This is a genomic window from Streptomyces sp. NPDC001985 (genome assembly GCF_040296845.1).
Classification (GTDB): Bacteria; Actinomycetota; Actinomycetes; order Streptomycetales; family Streptomycetaceae; genus Streptomyces.
The window spans coordinates 49,735-70,859 of sequence record NZ_JBEOYB010000001.1 but is presented as its reverse complement, the minus strand read 5'-3'; the positions used below and the strand labels follow the sequence as shown (position 1 = coordinate 70,859).

The following is a 21,125-nucleotide window of genomic DNA, read 5'->3' as shown; positions in this document are numbered from 1 at the left end:
GGGACCTCAAGAAGATGGGGAACGACTGTGACCGACCGTGTCCCGACCGGAGTCCGTCCCACCCGAACCGAGGTGGACCGCGCCCTGGCGCTGCCCGCGCGGCAGCAGCCCGACTGGCCGGAACCCGAGCGCGCCGCGTCCGTGCGCGCCCGGCTGACGCGGGCCAGGGCGCCCGTCGGCCTCGCGGAGGTACGGCAGCTCGCCGGGCTGCTGGCCCGGGCCGCCGCCGGTGAGCTGTGCCTTCTCCAGGCCGGCGACTGCGCCGAGGACCCGGCCGAGTCGGCCGAGTCCGATGTGGCGCTCAAGGCCGGGATGCTGGATGTGCTCGGCGACATCATGCGGGTCGGCGCTGACCGCCCCGTCGTCCGGGTGGGCAGGCTCGCCGGGCAGTTCGCCAAACCGCGCTCCCGGCCGTACGAGACGAGGGACGGGGTCAGCCTCCCGGTCTTCCGGGGGCCCCTCGTCAACGGGCCGGAACCCACCCTCCGGGCCCGGCGGGCGGACCCGGCGCGGATGCTGGAGTGCCGCACGGCCGCCGCCCGCGTCCACCGCGCGCTCGACACCCTCGGCCGGGGGGCCGGTGCCGACCCGCTGGAGCGGATCTGGACCAGCCACGAGGCGCTGCTCCTCGACTACGAGGGGCCGCTGGTCCGGCCGACCGGCGATGGCGGCCACTATCTGGCCTCCACCCACTGGCCGTGGATCGGCGAGCGCACCCGGCAGCCCGGCGGCGCCCATGTCCGGCTGCTGGCCGAGCTGGAGAACCCGGTGGCGTGCAAGGTGGGCCCGGACACCACCGCCGGGGAGTTGCGGGAGCTGTGCGCGCTGCTCGACCCGCACCGCGCCCCGGGCCGGCTGACGCTCGTCCCGCGCTTCGGCGCCGCCCGGGTGGGGCTGCTGGCCCCCCTGGTGCGGGCCGTGCGCAGGGCCGGCCACCCGGTGCTGTGGATGTGCGACCCCATGCACGGCAACACCGTGCAGGACGGCGACGGGCTGAAGGTCCGCAGGCTCGACGACATCATGAACGAGATCCGGGGCTTCCTGGCGGCCGTGTCCGAGGGCGGCGGGGTGGGCGCGGGGCTCCACATCGAGTCCTCGCCGCAGGACATCACCGAGTGCGCGGGGGCCGGGGTGACTCCCGTCCGGGGGCCGCGCTACCGCACCCTGTGCGATCCGAGGCTCAATCTGATGCAGGCCGTCGCCGTGGCCGCGCACTGGCAGCAGACCACCCGGGAGCGGGTGGGCGCCGAGGGGCGGGCGCGCCCGTAGCGTCCCCCGGCGCGGCGGTCACCGCGCGCGGACCGGCCGCGCTGACCGCCGCGCCCGCCCCCGCGCGCCCGCCTGCGGTACGGGGTCCGGCCGGGGCCCTGTGGCGGTCGGCCCGGTCGGCCCGGTCAGCCCCGGCCGGCCGGGCGCTCGTGCAGCAGACCCTTGATGGCGTCCGCCGTCCTCTGGCACATCTCGGCGAACGCCTCCCGTTCATCCGGACCCAGCGCGTCCATCGCCGCCCGCGCGTTCTCACGGCGGCCACGGGCACTGCGGGAGAGGAAGACATGACCCTCGTGCGTCAGCGACGTCGTCTGCTCGCGCCGGTCGTCGCCCAGCGCTGCCTGCTCCACCAGCCCCAGGTCCTTCACCACCCGGAGCGACTTGGAGATCGTCTGCCGGGACACCCCGAGGGACTCGCTGAGCAGGGAGGGGGTCATGGCGCCCCGGATGCGCAGCATCTCCAGCACGTCGTACTGCTGCCAGTTGATCGGCTCCGGGCTGGCGCTGGTGCGCCGGGCCACCAGCACGCACTGGAGGAAGGAGAGTGCGTCCTCCAGACTCGGGGCCCCGCTTCTCGGCGCGGGTGCGGTCTCCGGTCCGGTCATCTCTGTCACTCCACTTCCCACATCTTTTCCCCAGGGAAAACACTTTACCGCAGGGGGTCAGCCCCGGAGCCCGCTCACGGGCGGCGCGACGGGGCCGGAGGGGGCGGGCGCCGCCGCCCCCTCCGGCCCCGTCCCGGGCTCAGCTCACCGGGCCGCCGCCCGCTCCGGCGCGGGGGCCCCGGGACGGGCCCGGCACGCCTCGCCGAGCAGCCACAGCAGGGTCCGGGGGCCGGAGAGGCTGAGCACGGACTCGGGGTGGAACTGCACCCCGGCGAAGCCCGGCCCGCGGACCGCCGTCACCTCCCGCGTCGTCGCGTGCCGGGACAGCTCCACCCCCTCGTCCCGCAGCGCGCGTTCCCGCCCCGCGTCGGCCCGTACGGAGAACGAGTTGTAGAAGCCGGCCGTCACCCGCTCGTGGAACAGGTCCACCGTGCGCTGCGCGCCCTGGAGCGGGCGTGCGCTGCGGTGTACCGGCAGACCGAGGGCGGCGGAGACGAGCTGGAAGCCGAGGCAGACCCCCACCAGCGGGCCGCCCCCGGAGCGCGCCCGGCCCAGCAGCTCGGCGGCCAGGGTCCGCAGCGCGCCGATGCGGAGGTCCGTACCGCTGGTGGGATCACCGGGCCCGGGGCCGAGGACGACCGCTCCCCGGTGCCGGTCCAGGGCCCGGTCCAGCCCCGGGTCGTCGTACGGCAGGACCCGTGTCACCAGTCCGGCCGACCGCAGCACATGCGCCAGCATGGCCGTGAAGTCGTCCTCGGCGTCGATCACCAGCACCTTCCCGGGCACCGGGGGCCGGCCCGCCCGTTCGCCGGGGGCGCGCCGCGCCGGGTCCAGCCAGAACGGGGCCATGTTCCCGCGCCGTCCGGCCAGGACCGCCAGCACCTCCGGGGTGCGCAGCGACCCGGCGGCCGGTTCCGCGCCCCGGGTGCGGGCGGGCCGCTCGGTGACACCGAGCGCGCCGAGCACCCCCGCGAGCTTGGCGTGGGTCTCCGCCACCTCCGAGCGCGGCTCGGAGTCCCGTACCAGGGTGGCCCCGACCGACACCCGCAGCTCACCGCCGGGGGAGATGTCGGCGGTACGGATCAGAATCGGCGAATCCAGCCAGGGCTCCCCCTCCGAGTCCCGGCCGAACAGCGCCAGCGCGCCCGCGTAGTAGCCGCGCCCCGACGGCTCGTACCGGCGTATCACCCGGCAGGCGCTCGCCAGCGGGCTGCCGGTGACGGTCGCGGCGAACATGGTGCGGGCCAGCACCTCGCGGACATCGCGGCTGCCGTGCCCCCGGATCTCGAACTCGGTGTGCGCGAGATGGGCCATCTCCCGCAGATAGGGGCCGTGCACCCGGATGTCCCGGTCGGCGACGGAGCAGAGCATCTTCAGCTCCTCGTCCACCACCATGGAGAGTTCGTCCCGCTCCTTGGGGTCGTCGAGGAAGGCGAGCAGGCTCTCGGTGTCCGGTCCGGCGGCGGGGTAGCGGTAGGTGCCGCTGATCGGGTTCATCACCACCTGTCCGTCCCGCACCCGCACATGCGCCTCGGGGCTGGCGCCCACCAGGGTGCGGCCGTCGCCGCCGTCCGCCGCCGGGCCGGTGTGGACGCAGAAGGTCCAGTAGGCGCCCGTCTCGGCGGTCAGCAGCCGGCGGAACAGGGTGAGCGCCCCGGCCGGGCCGAAGCCGTCGGCGCGGGCGGTGAAGTCCCGCCGGATGACGAAGTTGGCGCCGGTGCCCGGGGCGATCTCCTCCCGCATGATGCGTTCCACGGTGTCCGCGTAGGCGTCGTCGTCGAGGTCGAAGGCCGCGTCCCGGAGCGGGACCGGCACCCGGGGGAGGGCTTCCAGCAGCGCGTCGGGATCGAGGGTGTGGCTCTCCTTCACCGCCAGGACCTGCAACGGGGTCGCGTCGTCGTGGCACGCGTAGCCGCGTTCGGCGATCTGCCGGAAGGGGACGAGCGCCAGCGCGGACGGGCCGGTCCCGGTGGCGGGGAGCGGGATGTCGCCGATCCGGTCGGCCCGGGTGACCGTGCCCAGCAGCAGTTCGACCGGCCCGGCCCGGCCGCCGGCCGACGGCGCCGCGCGCCGCAGCAGCGCGAAGGCGGGCGGCCGGGGGCCGGACACGAGACGGCCGATCAGTTCACCGGCCGAGGGGCCCGGGGGCCGGGCCGGGCGGGGGAGTGGCCTGGTCATGAAACGCCTCCTGGAATCCGCGGGACGGGGTGGGGTGCGCTCTCTCCGGTACAGGTGATTCCCGTGATGATTTCCATAAGGAAATCAGATGGTCTCTTGTTTGTCGACTCGCTGCCGGGGTGTGGGTGTCGCATATGCGTGGTCGCGCCAACGGAGCCCTGTCCGGGGTGGACTTGACATCGGCTGTCGATATCTCCCAAGGTTGTTTCCTCAAGGAAAATATCTGAATGAGTGATGTTCCGCCCCTCGATGGCGGGAGTGGCGGCGATGGAGAGGAGTCGGAGAATGCCCGGAGCGTTGTCGGCGGATGTATCCGTTGCCGGGACCCTCACCGGGGTCTTCGCGGACGTGGTGGCACGGCACGCGGACAGAACAGCACTGGAGTACGGCGACGAGCGCGTCTCGTACGGCGAACTGGACCGCCGCTCCGGCGAGGCCGCCCGCGCGCTGCGCCGGGCGGGGGTGGCGCCGGGCGACCGGGTGGGCCTCCACCTGGTCCGCTCGATCGAGCTGTACGTGGTGATGCTGGCGGTGCTCAAGGCGGGCGGCTGCCTGGTCCCGCTCAACCCCGCACACCCCCGGCCCGTGGTCCGGCGCGTCGCCCGGGAGGCCGGCCTCGCCCTGGTGGTGCACCGGGACGGGGAGAGCCTGGACGGCTTCGGGGACGGCCTGCGGGGCGTCCCGGCCGGCGGGCTCACCGCCCGGGACACGCGCACCGGCCCCGGCGAGCCGGGCGGACCGGACGTGGCGGTGGACCCCGAGGACCCCGCGCTGCTCCTGTTCACCTCCGGCTCGACCGGAACGCCCAAGGGGGTCCGCATCGCGCACCGGGGCCTCGCCCGGCTCGCCGGGCACAGCGAGGAACTGCGCATCACCGAGCACGACTGCTTCCTCCAGCAGGCGGCGTTCTCCTTCGCGGCCTCGACCATCGAGATCTGGCAGAGCCTGCTGCACGGCGCCAGGCTCGTGATCCCGCCCCCGGGGGTGCCGACCGTGCCGGAGCTGCGGGCGGTCGTCGAGCGGCACGGTGTGACCTTTCTGAGCCTGCCCTGCGGGCTGTTCAACCTCCTGGTCGACGACGATCCCCGCGCCCTCGCCGGGGTGCGCGTCATCACCGTCAGCGGCGACTTCCCCTCGCCCGGCCATCTGGCCCGGGCCGTCGCCGCGACACCGGCCGCCGTCTACAACGTCTACGGATGCACCGAGGGCTCCTCCCTCGTCACCGTCCACCCGGTGCACACCGACCCCGCCGCGCTCAGCCCCACGGAGCCGGTGCCGGTCGGCCGGCCGCTGCCCGGGATGACCGCCGAGGTCCTCGACGAACAGCTCCGCCCCTGCCCGCCGGGCACCCCGGGGGAGCTGTGCATCGGCGGCGCCGGTGTCGCCCTCGGCTACACCGGCGACGAAGCGCTGACGAAGGCGCGGTTCGTCCGCCGCCCGGGGCCGGACGGCGGGGTGATCTACCGCACCGGCGACCGGGCCAGGACCACCGCCGAAGGGGACATCGTGCTCATCGGGCGCGCGGACGGCATGGTCAAGATCCGGGGCTTCCGTGTGGAGACCGGAGCGGTGGAACTGGCCCTGAGGGCCCATCCGGACATCGACCGGGTGGTGGTCAAGGCGGACGGCGACGCGGTCTCGCAGAAGCGGCTCATCGCCTTTTACACCACCCGCGACGGCGTCCGCCCGCCCGCCGGCGACCTCATCGGCCATCTCCGGGACACGGTGCAGGACTATATGATCCCGTCCGCCTTCCACCGGCTCACCGAGTTCCCGGTGAATGTGAACGGAAAGATCGACCGGAGCCGGCTGACCGCCCCCGATGCCCCGTCCCGGCCCGCCGCCACGGCCCGGGGCGGCGACGGCGACGGCGCGCCCGGCCCCCTGGTCGCCGCGGTGCTCCGCACCTGGCAGGACGTCATCGGTACGCGGGAGTGCGCGCCGGACGAGGGATTCCTCCAGCAGGGCGGAACCTCGCTCCACTTCGTCCGGCTCGCCGCCGGTCTGCGGACGGTCTTCGGCGTGGACATCCCGGTGGAGGAGATCTTCCGGTACGACAGCGCGGTGAAGCTGGCGCGGCGTATCGAGGAGCTGCGGTCCGCCGCCCGCCCGTGACCGCGCGGCACCCGCCCGGCCCCGGGCCGCCGAGCGGACCCTTCCCTCTCCCGCGCCCCGGCCGGGAACCCTTCGGACCACCTCGGCCGGGGCGGACACCGCCCCGGCCGGCCCGGCCGCGCGTGACGCCGGCCGGGACAGCGAAAGCGGAGTCCTCATGCCTGTTGCCATCACGGTGCTCGGGGTCGCGGTCTTCAGTCTCAACACGACGGAGATCATGATCGCGGGCCTGCTGCCCAGTCTCTCCGCCGAGTTCGGTGTCTCGGTGTCCACCGTCGGATATCTGATCTCCGTCTACGCGCTGGGCATGGTGGTGGGCGGCCCGGTGCTGACGGTCGCGCTGCTGCGCGTCCCCCGCAAGGCCGCGCTCACCGGTCTGCTCGCCGTGTTCGTGGCCGGGCAGGCGCTCGGCGCGCTGGCCGAGCAGTTCTGGGTGCTCGTCGTCGCCCGGATCGTCACGGCGCTCGCCGCCTCGGCGTTCTTCGGGATCGCGGTCGCGGTGAGTGTGCGGCTGGTCCCGTCCGAGCGGCGCGGCCGGGCGCTGGCCACCCTCTTCGGCGGTCTGATGGTCGCGCATGTCGTGGGACTCCCCGCGGCGACCCTGGTCGACCAGCACTTCGGCTGGCGGGCCAGCTTCTGGGCGGTGGCCGGACTCGCCGCGCTGAGCGCGCTCGCCGTGGCGCGTCTCGTGCCCGCCACCGGGGCGGCGGAGCGGCTCGATGTCCGGGGGGAGCTGGCGGCCTTCCGCAATGGCCCGCTCTGGGCCGCGTACGGCACCAATGCCCTGATCATCGGCGCGATCATGGCGGCGAACAGCTACTTCTCGCCGATCTTCGTCGATGTCACCGGCTTTCCGCCCTCGGCGGTGCCCTGGCTCTTCGGGCTCTTCGGGGCCGGCACGATCATCGGGAACATGGTCATGGGCCGATTCACCGACCGGTACATGATGCCGATGCTCGGCTGGGGCTTCGCCGCCCTGGCGGTGGTGCTGGCGGTGTTCGCGCTGGTGGCGCGCGATCCGGCGGCGACGCTGGCCGCGGTCGCGGTGCTCGGGCTGATCGGGCTGCCGCTCAGCCCCGTAATGAGCACCCGGGTGATCCAGGTCTCCAACGAGGGGCCGCTGGTGTCCACGGTCAACGCCTCGGCGGTGAATGTCGGAGTGGTGGTCGGCCCCTGGGCGGGTGGTCTGGCCATCGACGCGGATCTGGGGCTGACCTCCCCGCTGTGGATCGGCTGCGCGATGGCGGTGGCCGGACTGCTGGCGATCCTGCCGGTGGTGCTCGGCGGCCGTACGGAGCACGGCGCCGCCGCCGGGGAGGTGGCGGAGCCCGTGGACCGGGCCGCCGAGCGCACCGCCGGCTGAGCGGTGTTCCGCGCCGGGGACCGGGTACCCGAGGGTTACCGGTCGCCGGCGCGGGCGACGTCCGCCAGTTTCCGCATGGTCCCCGGAACCGGCGCCGCCACCGTGGTCCCGAAGGCGTCACCGGCCGACGGGCCCTCGATCTCCACCCCGTGCGTGATCCGGGTGGCTCCGCCGGCCTCGCCGGCCAGCCGGTGCGCGAAGCGGATGACGGTCCCGTCCGCCATACGGGTCTCGGTGCGGAATCCGGAGAGCCTCTCCGCCTCGGTCACCCTGATCGGAATCGGAGGCAGTTCGTGCAGATGCAGCGTGCCGCCGGCGCCGGCGGCGAAGGGCCGGTCCAGAATCAGTTCCCTGACCTCCCGGTCCCATTCGGGCCAGCGCGCCGGGTCCTCGTAACAGGCCCAGACCGCCTCCGGCGTGGCACTGGTGGTGATGGTGTGCTCATACGTCCACATGGAATCCCTCGCGATGCTGGAGAAGGCCGCCACCCCGGTGCGGATGATTGCCGTCGAGAAACCATATGCGATAGGGTGGGGTCGGGGGAAACGGAGGTGGAGAACACGCCATGAGCCCCGTCAGCAACGACATCGTGGTACGAGGTGGCCGGGAGAACAATCTCAAGGACATCTCCCTGACCATCCCCAAAGGGAAACTCACCGTCTTCGCCGGACTCTCCGGATCGGGGAAGTCCTCGCTGGTCTTCGACACGATCGCGGTCGAATCACAGCGGCAGCTCAACGAGACCTTTCCCGCCTTTGTCCGCAACCGGCTCACCCGCCGCGAACGGCCCCGTGCCGAGGCCATCGAGAATCTCTCCACGGCGATCGTCGTCGACCAGAAACCCCTCGGCGGCAGCTCGCGCTCCACGGTCGGCACCCTCACCGATGTCCACCCCGTCCTGCGGGTGCTCTTCTCCCGGTACGGACGGCCGAGCGCCGGCCCGTCCAGCGCCTACTCCTTCAACGATCCGCGCGGCATGTGCCCCGACTGCGAGGGCCTCGGCCGGACCATCGGCGTCGAGCCCGGCCGGCTCATCGACGAGAGCCGCACCCTCAACGAGGGCGCCCTCACCTTCCCCTCGTTCGCCATCGGCAGCGCGCAGTGGCAGCTCTACGCCGAGTCCGGACTCTTCGACCCCGACAAACCCATCGCCGACTTCACCGCCAGGGAACGCGAACTCCTCCTGCACGGCAGCGGTTTCTCCGTCAAGCGCCGCACCCGGCACAGTGTCTTCCGCAATGAGTACGAGGGTGTCCTCACCCGCTTCAACCGCCGCTACCTCAAGCGGGACGCCGACTCGCTCAGCGACCGCGACCGCCGGGCCGTCGCCGGCGTGGTGCGCGAGGAGGTCTGCTCCCGGTGCGGTGGCGCCCGGCTCAACCAGGCCGCTCTCCGCACCCGCGTCGGCCGCCACACCATCGCCGGCCTCTGCGCGATGGAGGTCAGCGAACTCATCCGCGTCCTCGACGCCATCGACGACCCCGCGCCGGGGGCGGTCCTCTCCGCCGCGCTCGCCACCCTGCGCCGGATCGAGGACATCGGACTCGGCTACCTCAGCCTCGACCGGGCGTCCTCCACGGTCTCCGGCGGCGAGGGCCAGCGGCTGAAGACCATCCGCCACCTCGGCAGCGGCCTCACCGACGTCATCTACATCTTCGACGAGCCCAGCGTCGGCCTGCACCCCCGCGATGTCGACCGGCTCACCGGACTGCTGCGCGCCCTGCGCGACAAGGGCAACACCGTCCTCGTGGTCGAGCACGACCGCTCCGTCATCGCCGCCGCCGACCATGTCGTGGAGCTGGGACCCGGCGCGGGCGCGCACGGCGGCTCCGTCGTCTACCAGGGCACCCCCGGCGGCCTGCGGAGAGCCGACACCGTCACCGGGCGCCAACTGCGCCGCCGCCCCCGGGTGAAGAAGACCTTCCGCACCGCCGGGCCCACCCTCACGGTGCGCGACGCGGATCTGCACAATCTGCGGAACATCACCGTGGAGGTGCCCACCGGAGTGCTCACCGCCGTCACCGGCGTCGCCGGCTCCGGCAAGAGCAGCCTGGTGTCGGGCGCGCTCGCCGCCCAGTACCCCGAGGCCATCAGCGTCGACCAGTCGTCCACCGGCATCTCGCCCCGTGCCACCCCCGCCACCCACACCGGCGTCATGGACACCGTGCGACGGCTGTTCGCCCGGGCCGGCGGCGTCGGGCCGGGACTGTTCAGCTTCAACTCCGACGGCGGCTGCCCCGAGTGCAAGGGCCGCGGCGTCATCCAGACCGACCTGGCCTTCCTCGACCCCGTCACCGTCACCTGCGAGGCCTGCGAGGGGCTGCGCTACCGCCCCGAGGCCCTCGCCCACCGGCTGGACGGCCACACCATCGTGGACGTCCTCGGCCTCACCACCGACGACGCCCTGGACTTCTTCACGGAGAGCACCGTGGAGCGCCGGCTGCGCGCCCTCCAGGACGTGGGCCTCGGCTATCTCACCCTCGGGCAGCCCCTGTCCACCCTCTCCGGCGGGGAGCGGCAGCGGCTGAAGCTCGCGGGCCGCCTCCACGAGGAGGGCGACCTCTACCTCTTCGACGAACCGACCACCGGACTGCACATGGCCGATGTGGCGGGTCTGCTCGATCTGCTCGGCCGGCTGGTGGACGGCGGCAACACCGTCGTCGTCGTGGAACACGACCTGGATGTCGTCAGATCGGCCGACTGGGTCATCGACCTCGGCCCGGGCGCCGGACACCACGGAGGGCGCGTCGTCTTCCAGGGCACCCCGGCCGAGCTGCTCACCGCCGAGGGCTCCCTCACCGGCGAGCACCTCAGAGCCGCCACCCGGGCCTGACCCGCACCGGCCCGGGACCGTTGCCACCCGTACGACGCGAACGCGCCGGAGCCGCGGCCCCACCGGCGGCCGACTGCTTCCGGCACCCCCGGCCCGCGGCCGTGGCGGCGCGGGCACGGCGGGCACCACCACCCGCCGCCACCGTCAGCGAACAGGAGAAACAGCGTGACACCCACCAGCAGTGCCGTGGAACTCACCAGCCGTGGAGGGGAACAGCTCCAGCTCCAGACCGATGAACTCCGGGCCGCCGGACCCGCCGTCCGGATCGAACTGCCCGAGGGTCTCACCGCCTGGTCCGTGACGCGCGGGGACATCGCCAAGCGGCTCCTCTCCTCCCCGGACGTCTCCAAGGACGCCCGCAAGTCCTGGCCCGGCTACGAGCCCGGGGCCATACCCTGGCTCAACCCCTGGGTGGACGTCGCCTCCATGTTCACCACCGACGGAGCCGACCACGAACGGCTGCGCGCCCTGGTCGGCAAGGCGTTCACCCCCCGGAGCGTCCAGGAGCTGCGCCCCGCCATCGAGAAGATCACCGCCGATCTGCTGGAGACGATGGCGGCCGGCGACCCCGGCCGGCCCGTCGATCTGCGCGCCGCCTTCTCCCACCAGCTCCCCAACCGGGTCATCTGCGACCTCTTCGGCATGCCGGAGGAGGACCGGCCGGCGATGCTGCACGCCATCTCGGCGTCCCTCGACACCGAGGCCACCGAGGAGGAGGCCGCCGCCACCCGCGACACCATGATGAACGCCATGCGGCACCTGGTGGAGACCAAGCGCCGCGAACCCGGTGACGACATGACCAGTGCGCTGATCGCCGCGCAGACGGAGGACGGCGAACGGCTCACCGACCACGAGATGGTCTCCACCCTCTTCAATATGATCGCGGCCGGGACCGAGACGACGACCTCGCTCATCAACCACGCCGTATGCGAACTCCTCACCCACCGCGACCAGCTCGAACTCGCTCTCGGCGAGCCCGGCCGCTGGGACGACGTGGCGCAGGAGACCCTGCGGCTGCACGCGCCGATCATGCATCTGCCGCTGCGGTACGCCACCGCCGACATCGATCTCGGCGAGGGGGTGGTGCTCCGCACGGGGGACACCATCGTCATCCACTTCGGCGCGCACGGGCGCGACCCCGAGGCTCACGGGGACCCCGGGGCCTTCCGGCTGGACCGCGCCGACAAGGCGCATCTCGCCTTCGGCTTCGGTGTCCACTACTGCATCGGCGCGCCCCTGGCGAAGCTGGAGGCGGGGGTGGCGCTGCCGCGGTTGTTCGAGCGGTTTCCCGATATGGATCTCGCGGTGGGGAGGGAGAGGCTGGAGCCTCAGAGGTCTTTCATCGGGAACGATTACGAGACGCTGCCGGTGCTGCTGCACGGACACGCGGCCTGACCCCCGCCCCCGGGCTACGGGTGACCCGGGCGATTTCAGCCCGTCCGGCGTTTGAGGACGGACCCTGCGCCGCGGGACCCCGCACGGTGCGGGCCACAGTCGGGGGCCGGGCCCCCGAACCCCCGCTTCTCCATCTCCCCTCCGGCAGGGAGAGGCGGGTGTGCCAGGGTGGGAGGATGACGTGGAACGGTGACGACTACCAGGCCCGGTTCGAGCGGATCGCCGCCGGCGGCGGCGATGTCCACGGTGAGGCCGCGCTCGTGCGCTCCCTCACCCCCACCCCGGGGACAGTGCTCGACGCCGGCTGCGGCACCGGCCGGGTCGCCATCGAGCTGGCCCGGCACGGGATCGACGTCACGGGGGTGGACATCGACGACTCGATGCTCACCACCGCCCGGCGCCTCGCGCCGGACCTCCCCTGGCACCGGCGCGACCTGGTCGGCCTCGACCTGGGGCGGTCGTTCGACGCCGTGGTGATGGCGGGCAACGTCCCGCTCTTCACCCCGCCCGGGACCGAGCCCGCCCTGGTCGCCTCGGTTGCGGCCCACCTGCGGCCGGGCGGCCGTCTCGTCGCGGGGTTCTCCCTGGACCGCGGCTACACCCTGGACGACTACGACACACACTGCCGAGCGGCGGGACTCGCCCTCGAAGCGCGGTACGCGACCTGGTCCCGCGACCCCTGGACCGGTGGCGGGTACGCCGTATCGGTGCACCGCCGGCCCTGACCGCCGACGCCGCGAGGCGCGCGGCGGCCGGGCCGGCCCCGTCATCGCTCGCCGCTCACTCCGTCTCCAGGCGGAAGTCGAAGACGGAGGAGTCGAAGCGGCTGTAGCCCTCGTAGTCCACGAGGTCGTACAGATCACGCCGGTGCTGCATCTCGTCGAGCCGGTTGGTGAGCGAGCCCTCGTCCAGCAGGGTGCTCAGACCGCGGTCCGCGGCCCCCATCGCCATCCGCAGCAGCGAGACCGGCCAGATCACGATGTTGACGCCGACGTCCCTCAGCTGGTCGGCGGTGAACAGCTCGCTCTTGCCGAACTCGGTCATATTGGCGAGGAGCGGCACATCGATCGCCGCGCGGACGCGGGCGAACTCCTCCAGGGTCCGCAGCGCCTCCGGGAAGACCGCGTCCGCGCCGGCGTCCACCAGCCGGCGGGCCCGCTCGATCGTCGCCTCGACGCCCTCGGCGGCGCGCACGTCGGTGCGGGCCACCAGCAGGAAGTCGGGATCGCGCCGGGCGTCCACGGCCGCCCTGATCCGCCGTACCGCGGTCCCGGCGCCGACCACCTGCTTCCCGTCGAGGTGGCCGCAGCGCTTGGGGTTCACCTGGTCCTCGATGTGCAGACCCGCGAGACCGGCGTCCTCCAGTTCCTGGACGGTGCGCGCGATGTTCATCGGCTCGCCGAATCCCGTATCGGCGTCGGCGAGGGTGGGCAGGTCGGTGACCCGGGTGATCTGCCGGGTGCGGGCCGCGACCTCGGTGAGGGTCGTCAGCCCGATGTCCGGAAGTCCGAGATCGGCGCTCAGCACCGCCCCCGACACATAGACACCGTCGAAGCCCCGGCGCTCGATGAGCCGCGCCGAGAGCGGGTTGAAGGCGCCGGGCAGCCGCAGCAGTTCACCGGAGGCCAGCCGCCGGCGGAAGGACTGGCGCTTCTCGGTGGGGGTTCGCGTCGTGTAGAGCATCGCCCGCTCCTCAGAGAATTCCGGGTCGCCCGGCGGGCGGCAGCTGGCCCGCCCGGACGACGAAGGTCAGGTCCCGGACCTCGTCCGCCGTCAGCTCCGGGAGCCGCAGCGCCAGACCGAGGAACCGCTTCACCTCGTCGTCGCCCAGCACGGGTGTCGCGAGGGTGCGGAACTTCTCGACGTACTCCTCCCGGGCGAAGGGGCGGGCCCCGGCGGGGTGCGCGTCCGCGACGGCGATCTCGTCCTCGACGGTCCGGCCGTCCAGGAACGTCACCACGACCCGGCCGCCGTACGACTGGCTGTCGCCGGCCGCGTGGTACCGCTCCGTCCACACCGGGTCCTCGACCGTGGTGATCTTCTGCCAGAGCGCGACGGTGTCGGGGCGTGTGGCCCGCTCGGTGGCGTACGAGTCGACATGGTGCCAGCGCCCGTCCTGGAGCGCGACGGCGAGGATGTAGGGCAGCGAGTGGTCGAGTGTCTCCCGCGAGGCGCGCGGGTCGTACTTCTGCGGGTCGTTCGCGCCCGAGCCGATGACGTAGTGGGTGTGGTGCGAGGTGTGGACCACTATGCTCTCGACCCCGGCGGGGTCCGCCGCCTCGGGGTGTTCGCGCAGCAGCCTCCGCGCCAGGTCGATCCAGGCCTGGGCCTGGTACTCCGCCGAGTGCTCCTTGGTGTAGCTGAGCAGAATCGCCTCCTTGGGCTCTCCCGGACCCGGGAGCGGCACCTCGTACCGTCCGTCCGGGCCGTCGAGCAGCCAGGCGATGACCCCGTCCTCGCCCTCGTAGATCGGGGCCGGGCTCGTCTCCCCGCGCATCGCCCGGTCCACCGCCTCCACGGCGAGCTTCCCGGCGAACCCGGGCGCGTACGCCTTCCACGAGGAGATCTCGCCCTTGCGGGACTGGCGGGTCGTGGTCGTGGTGTGCAGCGCCTGGCCGATGGCCTGGTGGATCACCTCGGGGTCCAGGCCGAGCAGCGTTCCGATGCCCGCCGCGGCCGACGGGCCGAGGTGCGCGATGTGGTCGATCTTGTGCTTGTGCAGGCTGATGGCGCGCACGAGGTCGATCTGGAGCTCGTAGCCGGTCGCGATGCCGCGGACGAGCGCCCGCCCGTCCCTGCCGGCGTGCTGTGCCACGGCGAGGACCGGCGGGATGTTGTCACCGGGGTGCGAGTAGTCCGCGGCCAGGAAGGTGTCGTGGTAGTCGAGTTCGCGGACCGCGACCCCGTTGGCGTACGCCGCCCATTCGGGACTGGTGCGCACATCCGGCCCCAGCGCGAAGAGCGTCGCCCCCGCGCCCCCGCGGCTCGGCGCGTGCGACAGGGCCTGCTCGCGCGCCGACGACGGCGCCGAGCGGCCGACGGAGGCCGCCGCGACGGCCGCGTTGTCGATGAAGCGGTTGACGATCATCTCGGTGACGGAGTCGCCGACCTCGACCGGGTCCGTGGCCACCTGCGCCATCTTCCAGGCCAGTTGCTCCTCGCGTGGGAGGTTCTCCTCGCTGCGGTGGGATCGGAGGGGGTGGTTTCTCATCGGGGCGTCTCCGTTGCTGTGGTGGGGCCGGGGCCCTCGGACGCGTCCCGCTCGGCGGGACGCCAGGACTGGCGGAAGTGCTCGACGCTGTTGTGCAGATGAACCTGGGTGGCGTGCAGGGCGAGCGCCGCGTCGCGCCGGGAGATGGCCCGGGCGATGAGCGAGTGTTCCGAAGCGGAGGCCTCCAGCCGGCCCTGGGAGTGGCCGGCCATGCGGCGCACCCGGGCGACATGGGTCCGCAGATTCTCCATCGCGTCGGCGAGGAAGGAGTTGTCCGCCGCCTCGCCGATGGCGGTGTCGAACCGCCGGATGAGCGCGAAGTACTCGCTCACCTGGGCGTCCGAGACGGCCGGGCCGCGGAAGAGGGTGTGCCACCGGGTGAACTGGTCCCCGAAGGCGGCGAAGACGACGGGCTCGCCACGGACCGCGGCGAGCTGCGCGGCCTGGGCCTCCAGACAGGCGCGCAGTTCGAAGAGGCTCCGCACATCGCGGTCGTGGACCTGGGTGACGACGAGGCCCCGCTTGCCCGACGGCTCGACGAGGCCCTCCGCGGACAGGCGGCGCAGGGCCTCGCGCACGGGGGTGCGGGAGACTCCCAGCCGCTCGGACTGCTCCACTTCTAAGAGGGGAGCACCGGGGGGCAGGACACCGTCGAGTATCTCCGACCGCAGGTGTGCGTAGGCACGTTCCGCGGCGGTGGGGGAAGTGGTCGACATGGGCGGAGTGTATACACGAGTTGGTCCCTCGGTCACGATAGACCGCTATATCTGCACAGACTCTTGTGGGCACCCCGCTGTCTGTATACATTCCGTCTCCCACGACACTCCGTCCGAGAGACAAGGACGTCTCCATGAAGTTCACCCGTACCGCCGCCGCAGCAGCGGTCGCTGTCCTTGCCCTCAGCGCATGCGGCAGCGGCAGCGACACCTCGTCGGGCGACAAGCCCCGGGGCGGCGGGCAGTTCCAGGCGCTCGACCGGCTTGAGATCATCGCGCCCGCGGCGCCGGGCAGCGGCTGGGACCAGGCCGCCCGCGCCGTCCAGGACGCGCTGAGATCCACCGACCTCGCGAAGGCACCGGAGGTGAAGAACGTCCCGGGGGCCTCGGGCACCGTGGCCCTCGCACAGGTCGCGCCCCAGAAGGGCAAGAAGGACCTCTGGATCGCCTCGGGCCTCGCCATGATGAGCGGTGTCATCAGCAACGGCACCGATGTCACGCTGGACGACCTCACCCCGCTCGCCCGGCTCATGGGCGAGTACGAGGTCATCGTCACGCCCGAGGACTCGCCCTACGACTCGGTCGAGGACCTCTTCGCGGCGATCAAGAAGGACCCCAAGTCGGTCTCCATAGCGGGCGGCTCGGCCGGCAGCGCCGACCACATCTTCATCGGCCTGCTCGCCGAGCACTACGGCGTCAAGCCCGCCGACGTCAACTATGTGCCGTACAGCGGTGGTGGCGAGGCGACCACGGCGATCCTCGGCGGCAAGGTCCAGGCGGGCGTCTCGGGCCTCAGCGAGTTCTCCGCCCAGATCAAGGACGGCAAGATGAAGGGTCTCTTCGTCTCGTCGCTCAAGCCCATGGAGGGCGTCGAGTTCGCCCAGACCGCCGCCGACGTCGACCCGTCGCTGGAGTTCCAGAACTGGCGCTCGATGATGGCCCCGGGCGGCATGGACGCCGCGACCAGGACCCAGCACGTCGAGGCCCTGAAGCGGATGCACGACTCGCAGGCCTGGAAGGACCTCGTCGTCAAGAACGCCTGGAACGACAACTTCATCGCCGGTGACGAGTTCGGCACCTGGCTGAAGGAGGAGAACACCCGGGTCAAGGGAGTCCTCGACAAGCTCGGCCTGTCCAAGAAGTAACCCCCGAGTCCCGTGGTGGGGTGCCCGCCGCTCCGTGCGGGCACCCGCCGACCGGCGTGAGAAAGGCACTCCCATGAGCACCCACCCGACACCACCCGAGCCACCCCCGGCCCCGGCCCCCGAACACCGGGGTGCGGCCCTGGGCGAGTGGGCCGTGACCGCCGGGCTCCTCGCCATCGGCGTGGTCATCCTGCTCGACGGCATCGGGCAGGCGGCCTCCACCTCCGCGTCGGGGGTCGGAGCCGGCTTCATGCCGAAGGTGGTCGGCGTTCTGCTCATCGTCCTCGCGGCCGTCCTCGGTGTCCAAGTGGCCCGGGGACAGCGCGGTGAGGCCGATTCGGCCGAGGGCGACGTCGATGTCCGCACCACCAAGTGGATACCGTTCGCCGTCTGCACGGCAGCCGTGCTGATCTTCATCGCCGGTGTCGAGACGCTCGGCTATGTCATCGTCTCCGCGCTCGCGTTCTGGCTCACCGCCTGGGCCGTCGGGGCCCGGAGCCACCTCAGGTCGGCGGGTATCGCCGTCGTGCTCTCCCTCGTGGTGTACCTCGTCTTCACCCGGGCCCTCGGCATCTCGCTCGCCCCCGGTGTGCTGGAAGGGGTGCTCTGATGTCGGGCTGGGAAGGACTCCTCCACGGGCTCTCGCACGCCGTCACCCCGGAGAATCTGCTCTTCGCGCTGATCGGCACCATGGTCGGGACACTGATCGGTGTACTGCCGGGCATCGGCCCCGCGCTGACCATCGCCCTGCTCCTGCCGATGACCTACGGCCTGGAGCCGGCCGGCGCGTTCATCATGTTCGCCGGCATCTACTACGGCGCCATGTACGGCGGATCGACCACGGCGATCCTGCTGAAGACCCCCGGCGAGTCCGGTTCGGTCATCACCGCGATCGACGGCAACAAGATGGCACGCGGGGGCCGCGGTGCCGCCGCCCTGGCCGCCGCCGCCATCGGATCGTTCGTCGCCGGGACCATCGCCACACTTCTGCTCGCCTTCTTCGCGCCGTGGATGGTGGAGGTCGCGATCCGGCTGGGCGCCCAGGACTACTTCGCGCTCATGGTGGTCGCCTTCCTCACCGTCAGCGCGCTCGTCGGCAGCTCACCCCTCCGCGGCCTCGTCTCCATGGCACTCGGGCTCGCCGTCGGCCTCGTCGGACTCGACTTCCAGAGCGGCCAGCAGCGTCTGACCTTCGGACAGGTGCCCCTGCTCGACGGCATCGACACGGTCGTCCTCATCGTCGCCCTCTTCGCGATGGGCGAGGTGCTCTATGTGGCGGCCCACCAGGCGTCGAGCCGCTTCGACATCATGCCCGTGCGCAAGGGCAAGCGCTGGATGAGCCGCGAGGACTGGCGGCGCTCCTGGCGGCCCTGGCTGCGCGGAACCTCCATCGGCTTCCCGCTCGGGGTGATCCCCGCGGGCGGCTCCGAGATACCGACCTTCCTCTCCTACACCCTGGAACGGAAGCTGTCCAAGCGCCGGGAGGAGTTCGGCCACGGCGCGATCGAGGGGGTGGCGGGGCCGGAGGCCGCGAACAACGCCAACGCCGCCGGCACCCTCGTACCCCTGCTGACGCTCGGCATCCCCACCTCCGCCACGGCGGCCGTCATCCTCGTCGCCTTCCAGCAGTACGGCATCCAGCCCGGCCCGCAACTGCTGGACACCCAGGGCGCGCTCGTCTGGGGGCTCATCGCCAGCCTGCTCATCGCGAACGTCATCCTGCTCGGGCTGAATCTGCCGCTCATCGGCCTCTGGGTGAAGATCCTCAAGATCCCCAAGCCCTATCTCTTCGCCGGGATCATGGTCTTCGCGCTGCTCGGCACCTACGCCGTGAACGGCAGCCCGTTCGATGTGGGAGTGCTGCTCTTCTTCGGTCTCGCCGGCTATCTCATGCGCCGGTTCGGCTTCCCCGTGTCACCGATGATCGTGGGCGCGATCCTCGGGCCGCTCGCGGAGGTCCAGCTGCGGCGGGCGCTCGACATCGCGGGCGGTGACATCACCACGCTGGTGTCGACGCCGTTCACGATCGCCGTGTACCTCACGCTGGCCGCCGTCCTCCTCGGCGGGTTCCTGCTCCGCAGGGCGGCGCGGCGCCACAGCCCCGTGCCCGCCGGAGCCGGCCGCGACGACGAGGTTCCCGAGCTCCGGGAGTCCTCGGACCGTTGAGACTCCCCGGGCCCCCGAGGGTCCCCGCGGCCCTCCTGTTCCACGCGTTCCTCCTCCAGCTCGCCGCGTACATCGTCCGGCCGACCTCGGCCTACCGCGCGATCGAGCTGGGGGTGGACCCGCGGCTGGTGGGCCTCATCGCCGCGAGCTTCGCTCTCCTGCCGCTCGTCGTCGCCGTCTCGATCGGGCGCTGGAACGACAGCGGCCATGTCGGGCCGAGCCTGGTCATCGGCGGTCTGCTGATGACCGGAGCGGGGGTGGGGGTCCTCACCTGGTCGGAGAATCTGGCGAGCCTGCTGATCTGGAACGCCGTCGTCGGCCTCGGGCACCTCCTCGCGATCGTCGGCCAGCAGACACTGGTCGCCCGGCTCGGGCGCGAGCGGCTCGACTCCGCCTTCGGCACCTACACCTTCGTGGGCTCGCTGGGCCAGGCGGCGGCGCCGCTGGTGCTGTCGGTCGTCGGGGGGAGCGCGGTGCTCCCGGACACCGGTCTCCTCTTCGCCATCTACACGGGCACCTGTGTGGCCCTGCTCGCGGTGACCGGACTTCTGGCCCCGCCGGGGACCGCCGACCGGAAACCCGGCGGCGGTCAGTCGCTGCGCTCCGCCCTCCGTGTCCCCCGGACGACCCGGCGCACCATGACGGGCGCGATGCTGCTCAGCATGCTCGTCCTCGCGGCGGTCGACCTGATACAGGTCTACCTCCCCGCTCTCGGGGTGGAGCGTGAGATCCCGTCGGCGACCGTCGGTGTGCTGCTGGCGGTGCGCGCGGCGGCGACGATGGCCTCGCGGCTCGGACTGGCCCGGCTGGCCGACCGGGTGGGCAGGACCCGGCTCGCCCATGTTTCCACCATCGTCGCCGGCGCGGCCGTGGGCGCCCTCGCCGTTCCCGGGCCGGTCGTGGTCTCGGGGCTCCTGCTCGCCGTCGCCGGATTCGCCCTCGGGATCGGCCAGCCGCTCTCCATGTCGATCGTGACCGCCGCCGCGCCGCCCGGCACCGTCTCCACCTGGCTGGCCCTGCGCCTGAGCGGCAACCGCGTCGGCCAGTCACTGATCCCCGCCGTGCTCAGCGCGTTCACGGGCAGCATCGGGACGGGCGGGATCTTCGTGGTCACGGGGATCGGACTGCTCGGCACGGCGGCCGCCGCGCGGTTCCTGATCAGCGACGATCCCTGACCGGTTCGCCCGGCCCGGGGCGGCCCCGGTTCTCCCGGGCCCTGGTCGCGAACACCCAGCGGTTGCCGGCCAGCGCGTCGTTCGGCTCGGGCAGCGGGCCCCGCCCGAGCCGGCGGGTGAAGTCGAAGGGGGTGAGGACCGACGTGGACCAGCCCCGGCCCGCCAGATCACCGGTGGAGTCGGGCCGGGGCTCCCTGTCGAACAGACCCAGCAGATCGATGCCGATCTGCTCCGCCGTCGCGGTGTAGAGCGGACTGTCGCGGTACGCCAGCAGATCCGGCTCCAGTTTGACCTCGAACGCCAGGGCGCTCCCCTCGGTGCTCAGCCGGTCCACCGTCCCGATGAGAGACGACTCCGTGGCGGGAGGCAGATAGAACAGCAGCCCCTCGGCCAGCCAGACGCTCGGCGCGGCCGGGTCGAAGCCCGCGCCGGTGAGCGCCCCGGCCCAGTCGGCGCGCAGATCGACCGGGATCGGCACGCGCGCGGCCCTCGGCGCGGCCGAGACCCCGTCGAGCACCCGGTGCTTGAAGGCGAGCACCCCCTCCCGGTCCATCTCGAAGACCACACAGCCGGAAGGCCAGTCGAGCCGGTACGCCCGTGCGTCGAGCCCCGCCCCGAGCAGCACCACCTGACGGGCGTCCCCCGAGCGCACCGACCGGAGGAGGAAGTCGTCGAGGACCCTCGTCCGCAGACCGAAGTAGCGCGCGAAGCGCCCCCACAGCGGGTTCGCCTCCCCGTCCGCGACCTGCTCCGGGCGGACCGGCCACCCCGCGGACGCCGGCGCGGCGCGGACGAAGTGCTCCGCGTAGACGTCCCGTGCCAGGGCGTCGTGACGGTGGGTCTCGATCGCCCGTGCCGCGGCGACCAGCAGAGCGGTCACGCCGATGCCTCCCTCCACTCCCTCGGTACCGGTGTGAGGGGGCGCTGTGCCGGTCATCTGTCCTCCTGGGACGA

General features: G+C 72.6%; 17 protein-coding genes. 10 read left to right on the top strand and 7 right to left on the bottom strand.

The window, feature by feature from the left end; translation table 11 throughout:
* Window positions 1–27: 27 nt before the first annotated feature.
* A complete protein-coding gene (locus ABT122_RS00255; protein ID WP_351542877.1) occupies window positions 28–1,269 on the top strand; it encodes a 3-deoxy-7-phosphoheptulonate synthase in 1,242 nt (413 codons plus the stop codon).
* A 125-nt stretch (window positions 1,270–1,394) separates the two neighbouring features.
* Here ABT122_RS00255 and ABT122_RS00250 read toward each other — a convergent pair whose 3' ends face one another.
* Both ABT122_RS00250 and ABT122_RS00245 read right to left on the bottom strand, forming a co-directional pair.
* Window positions 1,395–1,874, bottom strand: coding sequence for a MarR family winged helix-turn-helix transcriptional regulator (locus ABT122_RS00250; protein WP_351542874.1), 480 nt, complete (start codon window positions 1,872–1,874; stop codon window positions 1,395–1,397).
* Between the two features lie 144 nt (window positions 1,875–2,018).
* Window positions 2,019–4,052: an anthranilate synthase family protein gene (locus tag ABT122_RS00245; RefSeq protein WP_351542871.1), complete on the bottom strand. Its 2,034-nt coding sequence runs from the start codon at window positions 4,050–4,052 to the stop codon at window positions 2,019–2,021.
* 285 nt (window positions 4,053–4,337) lie between these two features.
* Between ABT122_RS00245 and ABT122_RS00240 the strand changes: the two genes are divergently transcribed.
* Together ABT122_RS00240 and ABT122_RS00235 are read left to right on the top strand one after the other, a co-directional pair.
* On the top strand, window positions 4,338–6,167 hold the full coding sequence (locus tag ABT122_RS00240; protein ID WP_351542868.1) for a non-ribosomal peptide synthetase: 1,830 nt from the start codon (window positions 4,338–4,340) through the stop codon (window positions 6,165–6,167).
* 157 nt (window positions 6,168–6,324) lie between these two features.
* Entirely contained in the window at window positions 6,325–7,530 is a 1,206-nt protein-coding gene (locus tag ABT122_RS00235) for an MFS transporter (RefSeq protein WP_351542865.1), read from the top strand.
* 35 nt (window positions 7,531–7,565) lie between these two features.
* On the opposite strand, the gene ABT122_RS00230 is transcribed toward ABT122_RS00235, so the two are convergent.
* Complete coding sequence (locus ABT122_RS00230; RefSeq protein WP_351542863.1) at window positions 7,566–7,985, bottom strand: SRPBCC family protein; 420 nt, start codon at window positions 7,983–7,985, stop codon at window positions 7,566–7,568.
* A 110-nt stretch (window positions 7,986–8,095) separates the two neighbouring features.
* On the opposite strand from ABT122_RS00230, the gene ABT122_RS00225 reads away from it, so the two are divergent.
* The 3 genes from ABT122_RS00225 to ABT122_RS00215 all read left to right on the top strand — a co-directional run bounded on the left by ABT122_RS00225 (window position 8,096) and on the right by ABT122_RS00215 (window position 12,483).
* The gene (locus ABT122_RS00225; RefSeq protein WP_351542861.1) at window positions 8,096–10,363 is read left to right on the top strand and encodes an ATP-binding cassette domain-containing protein; all 2,268 of its coding nucleotides are present in this window, start codon (window positions 8,096–8,098) and stop codon (window positions 10,361–10,363) included.
* A gap of 165 nt (window positions 10,364–10,528) precedes the next feature.
* Complete coding sequence (locus ABT122_RS00220) at window positions 10,529–11,758, top strand: cytochrome P450 family protein (protein WP_351542858.1); 1,230 nt, start codon at window positions 10,529–10,531, stop codon at window positions 11,756–11,758.
* A gap of 176 nt (window positions 11,759–11,934) precedes the next feature.
* On the top strand, window positions 11,935–12,483 hold the full coding sequence (locus tag ABT122_RS00215) for a class I SAM-dependent methyltransferase (protein ID WP_351542856.1): 549 nt from the start codon (window positions 11,935–11,937) through the stop codon (window positions 12,481–12,483).
* Window positions 12,484–12,538: 55 nt separating this feature from the next.
* On the opposite strand, the gene prpB is transcribed toward ABT122_RS00215, so the two are convergent.
* From prpB to ABT122_RS00200, 3 genes are read right to left on the bottom strand one after another with little or no spacing between them, the layout of a single operon-like run.
* Window positions 12,539–13,441: a methylisocitrate lyase gene (prpB, locus tag ABT122_RS00210; RefSeq protein ID WP_351542853.1), complete on the bottom strand. Its 903-nt coding sequence runs from the start codon at window positions 13,439–13,441 to the stop codon at window positions 12,539–12,541.
* A 10-nt stretch (window positions 13,442–13,451) separates the two neighbouring features.
* Window positions 13,452–14,969 (bottom strand): MmgE/PrpD family protein, encoded by a 1,518-nt coding sequence (locus tag ABT122_RS00205; RefSeq protein ID WP_351542850.1) that lies wholly within the window; start codon window positions 14,967–14,969, stop codon window positions 13,452–13,454.
* Window positions 14,966–15,685, bottom strand: a complete 720-nt coding sequence (locus tag ABT122_RS00200) for a GntR family transcriptional regulator (protein ID WP_351542847.1) — start codon at window positions 15,683–15,685, stop codon at window positions 14,966–14,968. The genes ABT122_RS00205 and ABT122_RS00200 overlap by 4 nt, the downstream gene beginning before the upstream one ends.
* Window positions 15,686–15,819: 134 nt before the next feature.
* Between ABT122_RS00200 and ABT122_RS00195 the strand changes: the two genes are divergently transcribed.
* The 4 genes from ABT122_RS00195 (at window position 15,820) to ABT122_RS00180 (ending at window position 20,171) form a co-directional block, all read left to right on the top strand.
* Window positions 15,820–16,830, top strand: a complete 1,011-nt coding sequence (locus ABT122_RS00195) for a Bug family tripartite tricarboxylate transporter substrate binding protein (RefSeq protein WP_351542844.1) — start codon at window positions 15,820–15,822, stop codon at window positions 16,828–16,830.
* Window positions 16,831–16,903: 73 nt separating this feature from the next.
* Window positions 16,904–17,440: a tripartite tricarboxylate transporter TctB family protein gene (locus ABT122_RS00190; protein WP_351542841.1), complete on the top strand. Its 537-nt coding sequence runs from the start codon at window positions 16,904–16,906 to the stop codon at window positions 17,438–17,440.
* Window positions 17,440–18,996: a tripartite tricarboxylate transporter permease gene (locus ABT122_RS00185; protein WP_351542838.1), complete on the top strand. Its 1,557-nt coding sequence runs from the start codon at window positions 17,440–17,442 to the stop codon at window positions 18,994–18,996. Before ABT122_RS00190 ends, ABT122_RS00185 begins: the two co-directional genes overlap by 1 nt.
* The gene (locus tag ABT122_RS00180) at window positions 18,993–20,171 is read left to right on the top strand and encodes an MFS transporter (protein WP_351542835.1); all 1,179 of its coding nucleotides are present in this window, start codon (window positions 18,993–18,995) and stop codon (window positions 20,169–20,171) included. Before ABT122_RS00185 ends, ABT122_RS00180 begins: the two co-directional genes overlap by 4 nt.
* Here ABT122_RS00180 and ABT122_RS00175 read toward each other — a convergent pair.
* Window positions 20,155–21,108: a class I SAM-dependent methyltransferase gene (locus ABT122_RS00175; RefSeq protein WP_351542832.1), complete on the bottom strand. Its 954-nt coding sequence runs from the start codon at window positions 21,106–21,108 to the stop codon at window positions 20,155–20,157. The two genes, ABT122_RS00180 and ABT122_RS00175, sit on opposite strands and share 17 nt — an antisense overlap.
* Window positions 21,109–21,125 lie beyond the last annotated feature (17 nt).

What these genes read in the sequence shown, in the direction of transcription:
- ABT122_RS00235 (WP_351542865.1), top strand. Translation starts at nt 6,325, where the DNA reads ATGCCTGTTGCCATCACGGTGCTCGGGGTCGCGGTCTTCAGTCTCAAC.
- ABT122_RS00250 (WP_351542874.1), bottom strand. Translation starts at nt 1,874, where the DNA reads ATGACCGGACCGGAGACCGCACCCGCGCCGAGAAGCGGGGCCCCGAGT.
- ABT122_RS00190 (WP_351542841.1), top strand. Translation starts at nt 16,904, where the DNA reads ATGAGCACCCACCCGACACCACCCGAGCCACCCCCGGCCCCGGCCCCC.
- ABT122_RS00205 (WP_351542850.1), bottom strand. Translation starts at nt 14,969, where the DNA reads ATGAGAAACCACCCCCTCCGATCCCACCGCAGCGAGGAGAACCTCCCA.
- ABT122_RS00185 (WP_351542838.1), top strand. Translation starts at nt 17,440, where the DNA reads ATGTCGGGCTGGGAAGGACTCCTCCACGGGCTCTCGCACGCCGTCACC.
- prpB (WP_351542853.1), bottom strand. Translation starts at nt 13,441, where the DNA reads ATGCTCTACACGACGCGAACCCCCACCGAGAAGCGCCAGTCCTTCCGC.
- ABT122_RS00175 (WP_351542832.1), bottom strand. Translation starts at nt 21,108, where the DNA reads ATGACCGGCACAGCGCCCCCTCACACCGGTACCGAGGGAGTGGAGGGA.
- ABT122_RS00225 (WP_351542861.1), top strand. Translation starts at nt 8,096, where the DNA reads ATGAGCCCCGTCAGCAACGACATCGTGGTACGAGGTGGCCGGGAGAAC.
- ABT122_RS00245 (WP_351542871.1), bottom strand. Translation starts at nt 4,052, where the DNA reads ATGACCAGGCCACTCCCCCGCCCGGCCCGGCCCCCGGGCCCCTCGGCC.
- ABT122_RS00200 (WP_351542847.1), bottom strand. Translation starts at nt 15,685, where the DNA reads ATGTCGACCACTTCCCCCACCGCCGCGGAACGTGCCTACGCACACCTG.
- ABT122_RS00215 (WP_351542856.1), top strand. Translation starts at nt 11,935, where the DNA reads ATGACGTGGAACGGTGACGACTACCAGGCCCGGTTCGAGCGGATCGCC.
- ABT122_RS00230 (WP_351542863.1), bottom strand. Translation starts at nt 7,985, where the DNA reads ATGTGGACGTATGAGCACACCATCACCACCAGTGCCACGCCGGAGGCG.
- ABT122_RS00240 (WP_351542868.1), top strand. Translation starts at nt 4,338, where the DNA reads ATGCCCGGAGCGTTGTCGGCGGATGTATCCGTTGCCGGGACCCTCACC.
- ABT122_RS00195 (WP_351542844.1), top strand. Translation starts at nt 15,820, where the DNA reads ATGAAGTTCACCCGTACCGCCGCCGCAGCAGCGGTCGCTGTCCTTGCC.